The 15323-nt window shown below is 73.9% G+C and carries 11 protein-coding genes; 7 read left to right on the forward strand and 4 right to left on the reverse strand.

Annotated elements, in window-relative coordinates; genetic code table 11:
- Positions 1-38 precede the first annotated feature (38 nt).
- Entirely contained in the window at positions 39-1787 is a 1749-nt protein-coding gene (locus ACFCY7_RS36085; RefSeq protein ID WP_376490302.1) for a M23 family metallopeptidase, read from the reverse strand.
- A 223-nt stretch (positions 1788-2010) separates the two neighbouring features.
- Positions 2011-2802, reverse strand: a complete 792-nt coding sequence (locus ACFCY7_RS36090; protein ID WP_376490303.1) for an esterase/lipase family protein — start codon at positions 2800-2802, stop codon at positions 2011-2013.
- A gap of 302 nt (positions 2803-3104) precedes the next feature.
- On the opposite strand from ACFCY7_RS36090, the gene ACFCY7_RS36095 reads away from it, so the two are divergent.
- Positions 3105-3512 (forward strand): cobalamin B12-binding domain-containing protein, encoded by a 408-nt coding sequence (locus ACFCY7_RS36095; RefSeq protein ID WP_367826864.1) that lies wholly within the window; start codon positions 3105-3107, stop codon positions 3510-3512.
- Between the two features lie 90 nt (positions 3513-3602).
- Here ACFCY7_RS36095 and ACFCY7_RS36100 read toward each other — a convergent pair whose 3' ends face one another.
- Positions 3603-5297, reverse strand: coding sequence for a DUF5691 domain-containing protein (locus tag ACFCY7_RS36100; protein WP_376490304.1), 1695 nt, complete (start codon positions 5295-5297; stop codon positions 3603-3605).
- A 188-nt stretch (positions 5298-5485) separates the two neighbouring features.
- Positions 5486-6841, reverse strand: coding sequence for an SWIM zinc finger family protein (locus ACFCY7_RS36105; protein ID WP_376490305.1), 1356 nt, complete (start codon positions 6839-6841; stop codon positions 5486-5488).
- Positions 6842-7031: 190 nt separating this feature from the next.
- Here ACFCY7_RS36105 and ACFCY7_RS36110 point away from each other — a divergent pair, with 190 nt between their 5' ends.
- From ACFCY7_RS36110 to sucD, 6 genes are all read left to right on the forward strand, one after another.
- Positions 7032-7445, forward strand: a complete 414-nt coding sequence (locus ACFCY7_RS36110) for a hypothetical protein (protein ID WP_376490306.1) — start codon at positions 7032-7034, stop codon at positions 7443-7445.
- Positions 7446-7565: 120 nt separating this feature from the next.
- Positions 7566-8723, forward strand: a complete 1158-nt coding sequence (locus tag ACFCY7_RS36115) for an AAA family ATPase (protein WP_376490307.1) — start codon at positions 7566-7568, stop codon at positions 8721-8723.
- Positions 8720-11275 carry a DUF5682 family protein gene (locus ACFCY7_RS36120; protein ID WP_376490308.1) on the forward strand — a complete coding sequence of 852 codons (2556 nt, stop codon included), beginning with the start codon at positions 8720-8722 and terminating at the stop codon, positions 11273-11275. The genes ACFCY7_RS36115 and ACFCY7_RS36120 overlap by 4 nt, the downstream gene beginning before the upstream one ends.
- Positions 11272-12609, forward strand: a complete 1338-nt coding sequence (locus tag ACFCY7_RS36125; RefSeq protein ID WP_376490309.1) for a VWA domain-containing protein — start codon at positions 11272-11274, stop codon at positions 12607-12609. The genes ACFCY7_RS36120 and ACFCY7_RS36125 overlap by 4 nt, the downstream gene beginning before the upstream one ends.
- A 573-nt stretch (positions 12610-13182) precedes the next feature.
- Positions 13183-14361: an ADP-forming succinate--CoA ligase subunit beta gene (gene sucC / locus ACFCY7_RS36130; protein WP_376490310.1), complete on the forward strand. Its 1179-nt coding sequence runs from the start codon at positions 13183-13185 to the stop codon at positions 14359-14361.
- A 19-nt stretch (positions 14362-14380) separates the two neighbouring features.
- The gene (gene sucD, locus ACFCY7_RS36135; protein WP_376490311.1) at positions 14381-15265 is read left to right on the forward strand and encodes a succinate--CoA ligase subunit alpha; all 885 of its coding nucleotides are present in this window, start codon (positions 14381-14383) and stop codon (positions 15263-15265) included.
- Positions 15266-15323 lie beyond the last annotated feature (58 nt).

Genomic DNA, 15323 nt, shown 5'->3' on the forward strand with positions numbered 1-15323 from the left:
GGCTGCTGCCGGGGCCCGTACGCGTGAAGGGGGGAAGCTCAGCTGGTCGGGTCGAGACCGTGGCTGCGCAGCCAGGCCAACGGGTCGATCGCGCGGGTGCCGTTCGGCCGGACCTCGAAGTGCAGGTGCGGGCCGGTGGAGTTGCCGGAGTCGCCCGAGTACGCGATGACGTCGCCGGCCTTCACCTGACCGGAGCGGATCTTGGCGCTGCTGAGGTGGCAGTACCAGGTCTCGGTGCCGTCCGGGGCGGTCACGATCACCATGTTGCCGTAGGCGCTGTTCAGCTGGGTGCGGACGGTGCCGTCCGTGGCGGCCATGACCGGGGTGCCCGTCATGACGGGGAAGTCGATGCCGGTGTGCACGGACATCCAGTTGATGCCGGACTGTCCGAAGCGCGCGCTGAGCCGGTGCAGCTTCACCGGCAGCGAGAACTTGGGGCGGAGCGCCTCCTTGCGGGCCGCTTCCTCCTCGCGCTTCTTCTTGTCGGCCTCCTGGCGGAGCCGGAGGTCGATGCGCTCCTGGGTGCGGCTGGCGCGGTCGCCGAAGTCGCGGGCGTCCTCGCTGAGCGCGGCGAGCTGGGTGTCGAGCGCGTTGTTGGCGGCGACCTGCTTGACGGAGGCCGGGTCGGCCGCGGCGAGGGTGGTGTTGTTGTCCTTCTGCCCGCCCTCGGTGGCCCCGGTCAGCCCGCCGACGGACGCCGCGGCGATGCCGGCGACTCCCATGACGCAGGCGGAGGGGACGGCGACGGTCAGCAGCGCGGACCGCTTGGCGGGGGTACGGCGACGGCCGCGGTTGCCTCCGGCGTTGCGGCGGACGGCGAGCGGGGAGTCCGTACGGAGTTCGACGGCGGGTGCGTCGGTGGCCGGGAGGTGCTCGGCGTCCTCGGGCTCGTGGAGGTCCCCGTGTCCCTCGGCGGCATCGAAATCGGCATCGAAGTCGGCGTCGAGGTCGGCGTCGGCGCCGGCGTGGAAGTCCGTGTCGAAGTGCGTGTCGAAGTCGGCTTCGGACTCGAAGCCGACTTCGGGGGTGGCGTCCGCGGCGGGGGAGGCGCCGTCCGTCTCCGCCTCGGCGCCGTACTCGAACGCGAACTCGGCGGTGTGCTCGGCGACGTGCTCGGCGTGCGGCGCGTCCAGCGGGTTGTACTGCTGGGGGACGTGCGGCTCGGCCTCGGGGGTCGCGTGGTTCCACGCGGTCGCGTCGTAGCTGCCGGTGCCGTTGTCGGTCACGAAGGCGGGGGCGGCCCACTGGCCGGTGGCGTCGTAGGACTCGTAGCCGTACGCGCCCTGGGCGGCGTAGGCGCCGGCGTGGACGGTCTCGTACTGGCCGGTCTGCTGCGCCTCGGTCCAGGCGGAGGCGTTCCACTGGCCGGTGGCGTCGTACTGCCCGGTGGTGTCGTAACCGGTCGTCGCGTACGCGCCGGTGGTGTCGTACGTGCCGGTGGCGTCGTACGAGGTGAGGCCGGTCCACTGCCCCGTGGTGTCCCACTGCCCGGTGGCGTCGTACTGGCCGGTGGTGTCGTACTGGCCCGTCGTGTCGTACTGCGGGGCGGTGGCGTACTGCCCCGTCGTGTTGTCGTACTGCCCGGTCGTGTCGTACTGCCCTGTCAGGTCGTACTGGCCGGTGGTGGCGTACGAACCGGTGGCGCCGCCGTACTGGCCGAGGTCCCACTGGCCGCTGGGGTCCGCCTGGCCGCCGGCGTAGGCGCCGAAGAGCGGGTCGGTGGAGAAGCTGCCGGTGGAGTGGGCGCCGTCTCCGGCGTACCCGGCGTGGGGGTGCTGGTCGTTCACCAACGTCTCTCTCGCCTCGGCAGCAGGACCAGTTCGGGGCGGGCCCCTTGAGGGGTGTCCCGGGGGTAAGCAGTGGCGCGACTGTACCCGGCGGTACGCGCGGCGGACAATCTTCCGCAGGGTTTATGCCCGCAGGAAACGGGCAATCGGCCGTGTTTCGCCAGCTCGGGGAAGGAGCTTTGGCCTTGTGTTCGAGGAACGTTCGAAGAACGGTGTCGTGCGGTCAGGCGACCGAGCTCGCGCCCGGCTCCTCCTCGCGCGCTCCCCGGACCTGCGGCCCGTCCGCGTCGAGGGCCTCCAGGACCCCGGCGGCCACCGTCGGGTGGACGGGCAGCGCGAGATGGCCGATCCCGCTCACCCGGACGTTGTGCACGAGGAGGTCGGGGTGGTCGAGCCGGGCGGTCTCCACCGGCACCATCACCTGGTCCAGATCGCTCCAGAAGCTCACGAACCGGGTCGTGCAGCCCGGCGCGGGACCGGCCAGCTCCCGCAGCACCTCCGAACCGGGGCGCATCTGCCGGACCAGCGGATGCGCGTCGGCGAGCGGGGCCACGGTGGTGCCGGCGTGCGGGGTGCCGAGCGTGACCAGGGTGCGGACCCGCGCGTCGCCGCCGAGTCGCTGTACGTAATAACGGGCGACGAGCCCGCCCAGGCTGTGCCCGACGATGTCGACCTGCGGCTGTCCCGTACGGGCGGTGATCTCCTCCACCCGGCGGCCGAGCTCCCCGGCGGCGGCCCGCAGGTCGCAGGTGAGCGGGGAGTAGTTGAGCGACTCGACGCAGTCGCGGCCGTGCCGGGTCAGGGCGCGGCGCAGCAGGACGAACACCGAGCGGTTGTCGACGAAGCCGTGCAGGAGGACGACCGGGCGCCGGCCCGCGAGCGGTGAGTCGGGGGGCGGGGCGGCGGAGAGCCGCTCGGCCACGACACCCGAGGGGTAGAGGACGAGATGGCCGGTGAGGACGGCGAGCTCCAGGGCGGTGGCCTTCATCAGGGCGGTGACCTTGGTGAGCTCCATGGCCGGCCTCCCGAACGGCGCGCGGGGCCGAACGGTACGCCGGTCGCCGCACCCCCGCGCCGTACGGACGGCGGCACGGAGGGCGGCGACCTCGTCGCGGCTCCCTTTGCGACCGGGCCCCGCTTGCGGCTGGTGGGCCCAGGAGGAGGGCCCGAAAGCGGGGAACGGCGCAGAGCGAACATGTCCCAACGTGTGATTTCCCCCTCCCCGGGCACCGCGAAACTGCCGCGTGCGAGATGCTGGGGATAACGTTCGTTCACCTCCCCGGCAACGAGGCCCGGGGGTCGCATGTGGAGGCAGTGATGGGTGGAGCCGGTCCGATCCGCGTGGTGGTGGCCAAGCCGGGTCTCGACGGCCACGATCGTGGCGCGAAGGTGATCGCGCGGGCACTCCGCGACGCCGGTATGGAGGTCATCTACACCGGGCTGCACCAGACGCCCGAGCAGATCGTCGACACCGCCATCCAGGAGGACGCCGACGCGATCGGCCTGTCGATCCTCTCGGGAGCGCACAACACGCTCTTCGTGAAGGTCCTCGAGCTGCTCAAGGACCGCGACGCGCTGGACATCAAGGTCTTCGGCGGGGGCATCATCCCGGACGCCGACATCCCTCCGCTGAAGGAGAAGGGCGTGGCGGAGATCTTCACGCCGGGCGCGACGACGGCGTCCATCGTGGACTGGGTGAACGCGAACGTGCGCGTGGCCGCGTAGCCGCGACACGCCGTCCGTACCTCACCGAAGGGCCCTTCCGCGGCGGAAGGGCCCTTCGGCTTTTCCACCACGTTCAGGCCGGGGCCGCCCTCACGTACGCCGTCGGCTGCCGTGCGCCGCGTCCGCGCCCACGTGCTCCCCGGTGAGCTCGGCGCGCATCGCGGCGCGCAGCCGGAGGGTGGACACCAGGCGCTGGAAGGCCTCGGACCAGTAGCCGCCCGCGCCGGGTGCGACGTCGTCCGCCTCGTCGGGAAGCGCGGTCAGGGACTCCAGTTGCCGTGCCGCGGCCGGGTCGAGGCAACGCTCCGCCAAACCCATCACCCCGCTGAAGCTCCATGGGTAACTGCCCGCGTCCCGGGCGATGTCGAGGGCGTCGATCACCGCGGCGCCGAGCGGCTCCGCCCAGGGCACGGCGCAGACGCCGAGCAGTTGGAACGCCTCCGACAGGCCGTGCGCGGCGACGAACGAGGCGACCCAGCGCGCCCGCTCCTCCGTGGGCAGCATCGACAGGAGCCGGCCGCGCTCGGCCAGCGACGACGTCCCCGGGCCGGTCGCGGGCGGAGCCGCGGGGGAGCCGAGCAGCGCGCGCGACCAGGCCGCGTCCCGCTGCCGTACGGCCGCCCGGCACCAGGCCGCGTGCAGCTCGGCCTGCCAGTCGTCGGCGACCGGCAGGGCCACGATCTCCTCGGGGGAGCGTCCGCCGAACCTGGCGGGCCAGCAGGACAGCGGCGCCGCCTCGACGAGCTGGCCCAGCCACCAGGAGCGCTCGCCGCGCCCGGCGGGCGGGGTCGCCACCAGGCCGTCCCGCTGCATCGCCGCGTCGCATTCGTGCGGAGCCTCGACGGCGATCGTGGGCGACCCCGCCGTCCGGTCGAGGCCGACGCAGGTGGCGGCCCGGCCGGCCATCCGGCCCGCGAGCGCGGAGGCGGGCAGGGCGGAGAGCAGCTCGGCGGCGATGGCCCGGACGTTGCGGCTGCGGTCGGAGAGGGCCGCCTCGAGGAACTCCTCGTCCGCGTCGGAGAGTCCGGTCCGCAGCGAATCGATGAACATCAGCCGGTCCTCCGCCCGCTCGGCGGTCCAGGTCGAGGCGAGGAGGGCGAGCCCGGCGGCCGGGTCGCCCGTCCGTACGGCGGAGAGCAGGGCCACCCGCTCGGCGAACAGGCCCTCGTCCCACAGGGCGCGGACCCCTTCCGTGTCCTCCGGGGACGGCATGCCGCCGCCCGCGGCGGTGCCCCGCAGGGCGAACCTCCACTCGGGGTTGAGCCGGGCCAGCCACAGGCCGCGCGGCCCGGCGAGCCGCAGCGCCTGGGGCCGCAGATCGGTGCGGGCCCTGGCCGCGTCGAGCAGCCCGGGCAGCGCGGCGGGCGGCGCCTTGTACCCGAGGTCGTTCGCCAGGGCCAGCCACTGGGGCAGCAGTTCGGCGAGGTCGGGGGCGGCGCCCCGCCGACCGGCGGGCGAAGGTGCGGACCGTCCCGCGAGCAGCTGCTCCAGCCGGGTCCCGGCGGCTGCAGGAAGCGTCCTGCGGCGATCCCGCGGGGCGGCTTCCGGCGGCGCCACGGCAGCCCCGGGCCGCAGCCCCGCCCTGCGCCGTACGGTGTGCAGCGCGGCCTCGTCGAGCAGCGCCCCCGGCAGGCTCCCGGCCGCCGTTCCCGCCAGTGCGGCCGGCGGCCGGCGATCCGTACCGAGCAGCGCCGAGGTGACGAGCTCCTCCCACGCGCGGGCAGCGTCGTCGGTGACTTCGGGTCGCCCCGCGCGCGGGGCGGAGGCGGTCGTGGTGGTGTCCATCGGGTTCCTCCGGGCGGGCGGTGTGCGGTGGCCGGGGGGCGTAGAAGAGGGGACGGTCTCGCCGTGGGGCAAGGGGGAGGGGACGGTCTCGCCGGGAGGCAGGTGAGCGGGGGCGGTCTCGCCGTGGGGCAGGTGAGCGGGGGCCGTCTCGCCCGGAGGCCCGGGAGAGGAGACGGGCTCGCCGGGGGTCATAGGAGGGGGACGGTCTCGCCGGGGGCATCCGGCGACCAGGCGGCGAGCGGGGTGAAGCCGCGGTGGCCGCACTCCCCGAAGACGGTCACGGGCGCGCCGCCGGACAGGGCGACCAGGCGCCAGAGGCCGGGGCGGGACTGGGCGGCGGGGGTCAGCGGGAGGGCCTCGCCGCCGTCCGCGTCGGCGAGCTGCCAGCCGTACTCCGCGCGCGCCGGCACGACGTCCCGCAGCGTCACGGGCCAGGATTCCAGCCACGGGTCGTCGCGCAGCGCGCGGCCGTAGGCGTCGAGCGCCCCGCCGACCGGGCCGCCCGGCGGTGGTGCGGCCGGGCCGGCGACGGGGGCGAAGTGCTCGCCCGGCTCGGCCCGCAGTCGGCCGGAGCCCGGATACGGGGTCAGTTCGCCGTCGAGCACCGCGCCGACGGGGAAGGCGAGCCGGGGTGCCCGGCCCGCCGCGCCGAAGGAGAGCAGCAGGGCGGTGCGCCGGCTCGCCGCGCCGTACAGCCAGATCCGCCGGGTCGTCAGCCGGGCGTCCGCCGTGTCGTACTGGGCGAGGACGTGCCAGTGGTCGCGCACCGGGAAGCCGTCGGCGGGGACGGTGAGGCCGACCCGGGTCCGTACGGTCGACGCGACGTCGGCGGGCAGCCGGTCGGCGGCGAGCCAGGCCCGGTCGAGGAGATGGGTGAGCGCGCACTCCTCGAGGAGGCGCACGGGCCAGCCGGGCCCCGAGCCCGGTATCGCCCCCAGCTCCCTGACCCGGCCCGCGAGGCCCGGCGCCTGGGCGTCGACCATGCGGGCGGCCGTCTCCTCCCACAGGCCGTACCCGCTCTGCTCGGCCGTCGCCAGGCCGCCGCGCAGCAGGTCGGCGAGCCGCTGCTCCAACTCCCGTGCGCCCGCGGTGATCCGGGCGGCCCTGCGCTCGGCCCGGCGACGCGCGGCCTCGGGATCGGCGGTGGCGGCGGCCGGAGCGCCGGCACCGGCACCGGCGGGCCGGGCTGCGGCGTCGGCGCGCTCGCGCCGCCCCGCGAGCCACTGTCCGGCCCAGTCGGGCGCGACGGAGCCGTCGATCGCCGCGGGGTCCGAGGCGTGGAGCAGCAGCAGGCCCAGGGCGTGCTTGCAGGGGAACTTGCGGCTGGGGCAACTGCACGCGTACGCGGGGCCCGTGGTGTCGACGACCGTTCGGTACGGCGCGCCGCCGCTGCCCTTGCACAGGCCCCAGACGGCGCCCTCCCCGCGGCCCGTGCCGGACCACGGCCCGGCCGTGCCGAGCTTGCTTCCCGCTCTGCGCGAGGCGTCGTCAGGAGCCAGTGCCAGCACCTGTCCCGCCGTCCAGCGCACCCCCATGGCATTCATGTCATCGACGGTAGATGCCGCCACTGACAACGCCTCCGGCCTGGGAGTTCGGCGGTGTGGCCGCTCCGGCGGACGGTCGCGTCGGGCGACCTGACGACTCCGGCGAAGCGATTTGACTTTACTCTCCCTTTGCGATTCGCTGCGCTGACCGACCGTTCGTTCTGCACCACGTTCCTGGGGGAACCCCGCCATGAATCGCACCGCCCGCACCGCCGTCTCGGCCCTCGCCGTCGTCGGCCTCGCCCTCGGCCTCGGCGCCTGCTCGGAGGCCGCGGAGAAGGCCGCCGACAAGGTCGACAAGTCCGTCGGCGAGACCTACGAGGTCACGTACGAGGTCAGCGGCACGGGCGTCGACTCGATCGACTACCACGCCGGGGACGGCACCGCGATGGCACCGCACGTCGAGTCGGAGAAGAAGCCCACCACGCCCTGGACGAAGACGGTCACCCTCAAGGGGATCATGCCGCCGGCCGTCATGCCGATCTCGCTCACCCCCGCCGACCTCACCTGCAAGGTGATCTACCAGGGCAAGGTCATCAAGGAGGCCAAGGGCGAGCAGGCCGTCGCGGGCGGCTGCGTCGCCGTCTCGCCCATCATGGGCTGACCCTCCCTCAACTCCCCGACAGGGCCCCCACGCCGCCCCTGACCAGCGGCGGAGGGTCGTTGTCAGTGGCATGGTGCACCGTGGATCGCACAGCAGGTCGAACGATCTGGAGGGGGATCCATGCCCGTGCCCGAAACCATCGCGCAGCCCGGTTCCGGTGTCGAGACGGACACCGGACCGGGACGGCCGCAGACCACCGCCGAGGCCCTGCGCCCGCACGCCGAGCACGCCTTCGCCGGCGAACTCGCGGCGCTCGCCGCGGCCGACGACCGCCCCCGGCCCGCCCGCTGGCTCCTCTCGCCGTGGGCCGTCGCCACCTATCTCCTCGGCGGCACCCTCCCCGACGGGACGGTCGTCTCGCCCAAGTACGTGGGACCGCGCCGCATCGTCGAAGTCGCCGTCACCACCCTCGCCACCGACCGCGCGCTCCTCCTGCTCGGCGTCCCCGGCACCGCCAAGACCTGGGTGTCCGAGCACCTCGCCGCCGCCGTCAGCGGCGACTCCACCCTCCTCGTCCAGGGCACCGCCGGAACCCCCGAGGAAGCCGTCCGGTACGGCTGGAACTACGCCCGGCTCCTCGCCCACGGACCCGACCGCGACGCCCTCGTGCCGAGCCCCGTGATGCGCGCGATGGCGCAGGGCATGACCGCCCGCGTCGAAGAGCTCACCCGCATCCCCGCCGACGTCCAGGACTCGCTCATCACGATCCTGTCCGAGAAGACGCTGCCCATCCCCGAACTGGGCCAGGAAGTGCAGGCCGTCCCCGGCTTCAACCTGATCGCCACCGCCAACGACCGCGACCGCGGCGTCAACGAACTCTCCAGCGCCCTCCGCCGCCGCTTCAACACGGTGGTGCTGCCGCTGCCCGCGACCCCCGAGGTCGAGGTCGACATCGTCACGCGCCGCGTCGAGCAGCTCGGACGCTCCCTGGAACTGCCGGCCCTGCCCGCGGGAGTCGACGAGATCCGCCGCGTCGTCACCGTCTTCCGCGAACTGCGGGACGGGGTCACCACCGACGGGCGGACGAAGGTCAAGTCCCCCTCGGGGACGCTCTCCACGGCCGAGGCCATCTCCGTCGTCACCGGCGGGCTCGCCCTCGCCGCCCACTTCGGCGACGGCGTCCTGCGCCCCGCGGACATCGCCGCCGGCATCCTCGGCGCCGTCGTCCGCGACCCGGCGGCCGACCGGGTCGTCTGGCAGGAGTACCTGGAGACGGTCGTCAGGGAGAGAGACGGCTGGAAGGACTTCTACCGCGCCTGCCGCGAGGTGAGCGCATGACGGCCACCGCCACGCCGCCGGCCGGGACCCGGACGACGGGCACCGACCGCGTCGCGCACCCGGCCGGGACCCGGACGACGGGCACGGTCAGCGCCGCGTACCCGGCCGGGGCGGAACGGCGGCGCGACCGGCCGCTGCTCCTCGGGGTGCGGCACCACGGACCCGGATCCGCGCGGGGGGTGCTCGCCGCGCTGGAAGCCGAGAAGCCCGCGGCCGTGCTCGTCGAGGGGCCCGCCGAGGCCGACGCACTCGTCGCCCTGGCGGGGGAGGAGGACATGCGGCCCCCCGTCGCCCTGCTCGCGCACGCCGTGGACGACCCGGGACGGGCCGCGTTCTGGCCCATGGCGGAGTTCTCGCCCGAATGGGTCGCGATCCGCTGGGCACTGGACCGGGGCGCCGCCGTCCGGTTCGTCGACCTGCCCGCCGCACACACCCTCGCCGCCGCCGCCGACCCGACCTGGGACGACAGCGAGGACGCGGTCGCCGGCGGCGGGCCGCCGATCGACCCCGTCGCCGAACTCGCCCGGGCCGCCGGGTACGAGGACGCCGAGCACTGGTGGGAGGACGCCGTCGAACTCCGCGGAGCCGACGACCCCACCGCCCCGTTCGAGGCCCTCGCCGAGGCGATGGGCGCCCTGCGCGAGACGTACGGCCACGGCGGCCACCCCCGCGACCTCGTCCGCGAGGCCCACATGCGACTCCGGGTACGGGCCGCCCGCAAGGAGTTCGGCGACGACATCGCCGTGGTCTGCGGCGCCTGGCACGTCCCCGCCCTCGCCCGGAAGACCACCGTCACCGCCGACCGGGCCCTCCTCAAGGGCCTGCCCAAGGTACGGACCGAGACGACCTGGGTCCCCTGGACCCACCGCAGGCTCGCCCGGCGCTCCGGGTACGGCGCCGGCATCGAGGCCCCCGGCTGGTACGGACACCTCTTCGCCGCACCCGACCGGCCCGTCGAGCGCTGGATGACCAAGGTCGCCGGGCTCCTCAGGGCCGAGGACCACCCGGTCTCCACCGCCGACGTCATCGAGGCCGTCCGGCTCGCCGAGACCCTCGCCGCCCTGCGCGGCCGGCCGCTCCCCGGCCTCGACGAGACCACGGACGCCGTCCGCGCCGTCCTCTGCGAGGGCTCCGACGTGCCGCTCGACCTCGTCAGGGACCGCCTCGTCATCGGCGACGTCCTCGGCGAGGTCCCGACCGGCGCCCCCGCCGTCCCCCTCCAGAGGGACCTGAGCCGCCGCCAGCGCACCCTGCGCCTCAAGCCCGAGGCACAGGAGCGCGAGCTCGAACTCGACCTGCGCAAGGAGACGGACGGCGACCGCAGCCGACTGCTGCACCGCCTGCGGCTCCTCGGCGTCGGCTGGGGCGAACCGGCCGCCGGACGGGCCGGCACCGGCACCTTCCGCGAGACCTGGCGGCTGCGCTGGGAGCCCGAACTGCACGTCCAGGTCGCCGAGGCCGGCGTCTGGGGCACCACCGTCGAGGCCGCCGCCACCGCCAAGGCCGAGGCCCGGGCCCTGTCGGCAACCGCCCTCGCCGACATCACCGCCCTCGCCGAGCACTGCCTCCTCGCCGGACTCACCGACGCGCTCCCCGTCGTCATGCGCGCGCTCGCCGATCGCGCGGCGCTCGACACCGACGTCGCCCACCTCGCCCAGGCCCTCCCGGCCCTCGCCCGCTCCCTCCGCTACGGCGACGTCCGCGGCACCGGCACGGCGGCCCTCGCCGAGGTCGCCGCGGGACTCGCCGAACGCATCTGCGTCGGCCTGCCCCCGGCCTGCGCCGGCCTCGACACCGACGCCGCCACCCAGATGCGTGACCGGCTCGACGCCGTCCACACCGCGATCGGCCTCCTCTCCGACCGCACCACGACACCCACCGACCCGGAGCCCGCCGGCGCGGAACCCGCCACCCCGGAACCCGTTACGCCGGACCCGCGCAGTGCTGCCGGTACCGGCAGCACCGGCGGTACCGGCGGTACCGGCAGCACCGCCATCCCCGCCAGTACCGCGTCGCCGGACGTGTCGTCCGGTGGCGGGCTCGCCGATCGTTGGGCCGGGACGCTGCGGCGGCTTGCCGATCGGGACCGGACACCGGGGGTGCTGCGGGGCAGGGCCGCTCGGATCCTCCTGGACGAGGGGCGGCTCGGTGGCGACGAGGCGGCACCGCTCATGAGTCGCGCGCTGTCGCCGGGCACTCCGCCGTCCGACGCAGCGGCGTGGATCGAAGGCTTCGCCGGCGGGGCGTCCGGTGGCGGACTGCTCCTCGTCCACGACGAGCGGCTGCTCGGTCTGGTCGACGCCTGGCTCACGTCCGTACCGGCAGGGGCGTTCACCGACGTGCTGCCGCTGCTGCGCCGCACCTTCTCCGGATACGAGCCGGGTGTCCGCCGCACCCTCGGCGAGCTGGTCGCTCGGGGCCCGCGCTCCGCGGCGGGGGACCGTCCGGCGCCAGGCGACATCCCCGGCTTCGCCACCGGCCTCGACCGGGAGCGGGCCGACGGCGTCCTGCCCCTCCTTCACCTCGTCCTCGGCACGGAGGCCCGCACATGACCACCGACAGGAGCACCGCCGCGCCCATCGCCACCGGCACCGCCGCGGTCACCGGGACGGACCTCATCGGGACGGAACCCGCCGGGGCAGATCCCACCGGGGCAGATCCCACCGGGACGGATCTCCTCGGCACGGATCCCCCCGGCGCGGATCCCGCCGACACGGACCTGCCCCGGCCTGACCCCGCTGCGGACGACGAGCGGCTCCGCCGCTGGCGGCTGGTCCTGGGGGGTGGGGAGGCCGACGGGACCGGCAGGGCGCTGGCCGGCGCCGACGCGGCGATGGACGGTGCGCTCACCGCGCTCTACGACCGGGCGGGGCGAAGCGGTGACCGTGGAGGAAGGGACCGCTCGGCGGGGCTCGGTGCCTCGGCGCCCTCCGTCGCCCGTTGGCTCGGGGACATCCGTACGTACTTCCCCAGCTCGGTCGTCCAGGTGATGCAGCGCGACGCGATCGAGCGGCTCGGCCTGGCCACGCTCCTCCTGGAGCCGGAGATGCTGGAGGCCGTGGAGGCCGACGTGCACCTCGTCGGCACGCTGCTGTCGCTGAACAAGGCGATGCCCGAGACGACCAGGGAGACCGCGCGGGTCGTGGTGCGGAAGGTCGTCGAGGACCTGGAGAAGCGCCTGGCCACCCGTACGAGGGCGGCGCTCACCGGCGCGCTCGACCGGTCCGCCCGGATCAGCCGCCCCCGCCACCGGGACATCGACTGGGACCGCACCATCCGCGCCAACCTCGGGAACTACCTGCCCGAGCACCGCACGGTCGTCCCCGAGCGGCTGATCGGCCACGGGCGCGCGTCCCGGGCGGTGAAGAAGGAGGTGGTGCTCTGCATCGACCAGTCCGGCTCGATGGCCGCCTCCGTCGTCCACGCCTCCGTGTTCGGGGCGGTCCTCGCGTCGATGCGGTCGCTCGCGACCCGGCTCGTCGTCTTCGACACGGCCGTCGTCGACCTGACCGACCGGCTCGACGACCCGGTCGACGTCCTCTTCGGCACCCAGCTCGGCGGCGGCACCGACATCAACCGCGCGCTCGCGTACTGCCAGTCCCGGATCACCCGGCCCGCCGACACCGTGGTGGTCCTCGTCAGCGACCTGTACGAGGGGGGCATCCGCGACGAGATGCTGAAGCGGGTCGCGGCGATGAAGGCCTCGGGCGTCCAGTTCGTGGCGCTGCTCGCGCTCTCCGACGAGGGCGCGCCCGCCTACGACCGCGACCACGCGGCGGCGCTCGCCGCGCTCGGCGCCCCGGCCTTCGCCTGCACCCCCGACCTCTTCCCGGAGATCATGGCCGCGGCCCTGGAGAAGCGCCCCCTGCCGATCCCCACGACCTGACCCCGGCCCGACCCCGATCCCGCCGGGACCCGCCTCGGCCCGACCCCGATCCCGATCCCACCGGGACCCGCCTCGGCCCGACCCCGACCCCGATCCCGCGGGACCCGCCCCGGCCCGTCCCCGGCTCCCCCTGTGGGACCCGTCCCGGTGCGGAATCCGTGGTCGTGGGTCGCATGTGCGGGTGCGGATTCCGCAGGCTCGGGACCACCCGCACGGGTGTGTGGGGGTGGACTGAGTCCCATATCACATGAGGCTCGGGGAGGCCCTCACTTCGGGTTCGGGCGCGTCGTGAGGGGTCGGGAGACCAGGCCCCGCCTGCCGTGAGCGCCGCACGTCGGTACCTCCCGCCCCCTACGGAACGCCCTTCGGCCCCTACGATCTGTGACCCGTATCACCGCTCCGTTGTGACCTGCGATTTAGGGACCTACGGCCCTCGGGGATAACCTGCGAGACGGACATGCCGCGTCCACGGACTCCGTGCACGCCTCCCTTGTGACAGCGCAGTCACGTTGCCCTTCGCGGCACGCCCACGCAGACAACGAACCGCGATCATCAGAAAAGGGACGGACGCGCGTGGACCTGTTCGAGTACCAGGCGAGGGACCTCTTCGCCAAGCACGGTGTACCGGTGCTGGCCGGTGAAGTCATCGACACGCCTGAGGCGGCGCGCGAGGCCACCGAGCGTCTTGGCGGCAAGTCGGTCGTCAAGGCGCAGGTGAAGGTCGGTGGCCGCGGCAAGGCCGGCGGCGTGAAGCTGGCCGCCGACGCGGACGAGGCCGTCGCCCGCGCGACGGACATCCTCGGGATGGACATCAAGGGCCACACGGTCCACAAGGTGATGATCGCCGAGCTGTCCCCGGAGATCGAGGCGGAGTACTACGTCTCGTACCTCCTCGACCGCACCAACCGCACCTTCCTGGCCATGGCCTCGGTGCAGGGCGGCATGGACATCGAGGAGGTCGCGGAGAAGACCCCCGAGGCCCTCGCGAAGGTCCCGGTCAACGCCGTCGACGGCGTGAGCATCGAGAAGGCCCGCGAGATCGTGGCCCTGGCGAAGTTCCCGGCCGACGTGGCCGAGGGCGTCGCCGAGGCGATGGTGACCCTGTGGAAGACCTTCGTCGCCGAGGACGCGCTCCTCGTCGAGGTCAACCCGCTGGTGAAGACCAAGGACGGCCGCATCCTGGCCCTGGACGGCAAGGTGTCTCTCGACGAGAACGCCGACTTCCGTCAGCCCGAGCACGAGGCGCTCGAGGACAAGGCCGCAGCCAACCCGCTCGAGGCTGCCGCCAAGGCCAAGAACCTCAACTACGTCAAGCTCGAGGGCGAGGTCGGCATCATCGGTAACGGTGCCGGTCTGGTCATGTCGACCCTGGACGTCGTCGCGTACGCCGGTGAGAACCACGGCGGCGTGAAGCCGGCCAACTTCCTCGACATCGGTGGCGGCGCCTCCGCCGAGGTCATGGCGAACGGCCTGGAGATCATCCTGGGCGACCCGGACGTCAAGTCCGTGTTCGTCAACGTCTTCGGTGGCATCACCGCCTGTGACGAGGTCGCCAACGGCATCGTCCAGGCTCTGGAGCTCCTCGCCTCGAAGGGCGAAGAGGTCACCAAGCCGCTGGTCGTGCGCCTCGACGGCAACAACGCGGAGCTGGGTCGCAAGATCCTGTCGGACGCGAACCACCCGCTCGTGCAGCGCGTGGACACCATGGACGGCGCGGCCGACAAGGCCGCCGAGCTCGCGGCTGCGAAGTAAGGGACGAGGTCAGAACACCATGGCTATCTTCCTGACCAAGGACAGCAAGGTCATCGTCCAGGGCATGACCGGTGCCACGGGCATGAAGCACACCAAGCTCATGCTGGGTGACGGCACCAACATCGTCGGTGGCGTGAACCCGCGCAAGGCCGGCACGACCGTCGACTTCGACGGCACCGAGGTCCCGGTCTTCGGCTCCGTCGCCGAGGCGATGAAGGAGACCGGCGCCGACGTCTCGGTCCTCTTCGTCCCGCCGGCCTTCGCGAAGGCCGCCGTGGTCGAGGCGATCGACGCCGAGATCCCGCTGGCCGTCGTCATCACCGAGGGCATCGCCGTCCACGACTCCGCCGCCTTCTGGGCGTACGCGCAGTCGAAGGGCAACAAGACCCGCATTATCGGCCCGAACTGCCCCGGTCTCATCACCCCGGGCCAGTCCAACGCCGGCATCATCCCGGGCGACATCACGAAGCCGGGCCGCATCGGCCTGGTCTCGAAGTCCGGCACGCTGACGTACCAGATGATGTACGAGCTCCGTGACATCGGCTTCTCGTCGGCCGTCGGCATCGGTGGCGACCCGGTCATCGGCACCACGCACATCGACGCCCTCGCGGCGTTCGAGGCGGACCCCGACACCGACCTGATCGTCATGATCGGCGAGATCGGCGGCGACGCCGAGGAGCGTGCGGCCGACTTCATCAAGGCCAACGTCACCAAGCCGGTCGTCGGCTACGTCGCGGGCTTCACCGCGCCCGAGGGCAAGACCATGGGCCACGCCGGCGCCATCGTCTCCGGCTCCTCCGGCACCGCCCAGGCGAAGAAGGAGGCCCTTGAGGCCGCGGGCGTCAAGGTCGGCAAGACGCCGACCGAGACGGCCAAGCTGGCGCGCGCGATCCTCGCGGGCTGACACCAGCGGTAGCTGTACGAGAGGGCCCCGCCCCCGCCCGGTCACCCGGGCGAGGGCG

Source organism: Streptomyces sp. NPDC056361 (assembly GCF_042262805.1).
Classification (GTDB): Bacteria; Actinomycetota; Actinomycetes; order Streptomycetales; family Streptomycetaceae; genus Streptomyces.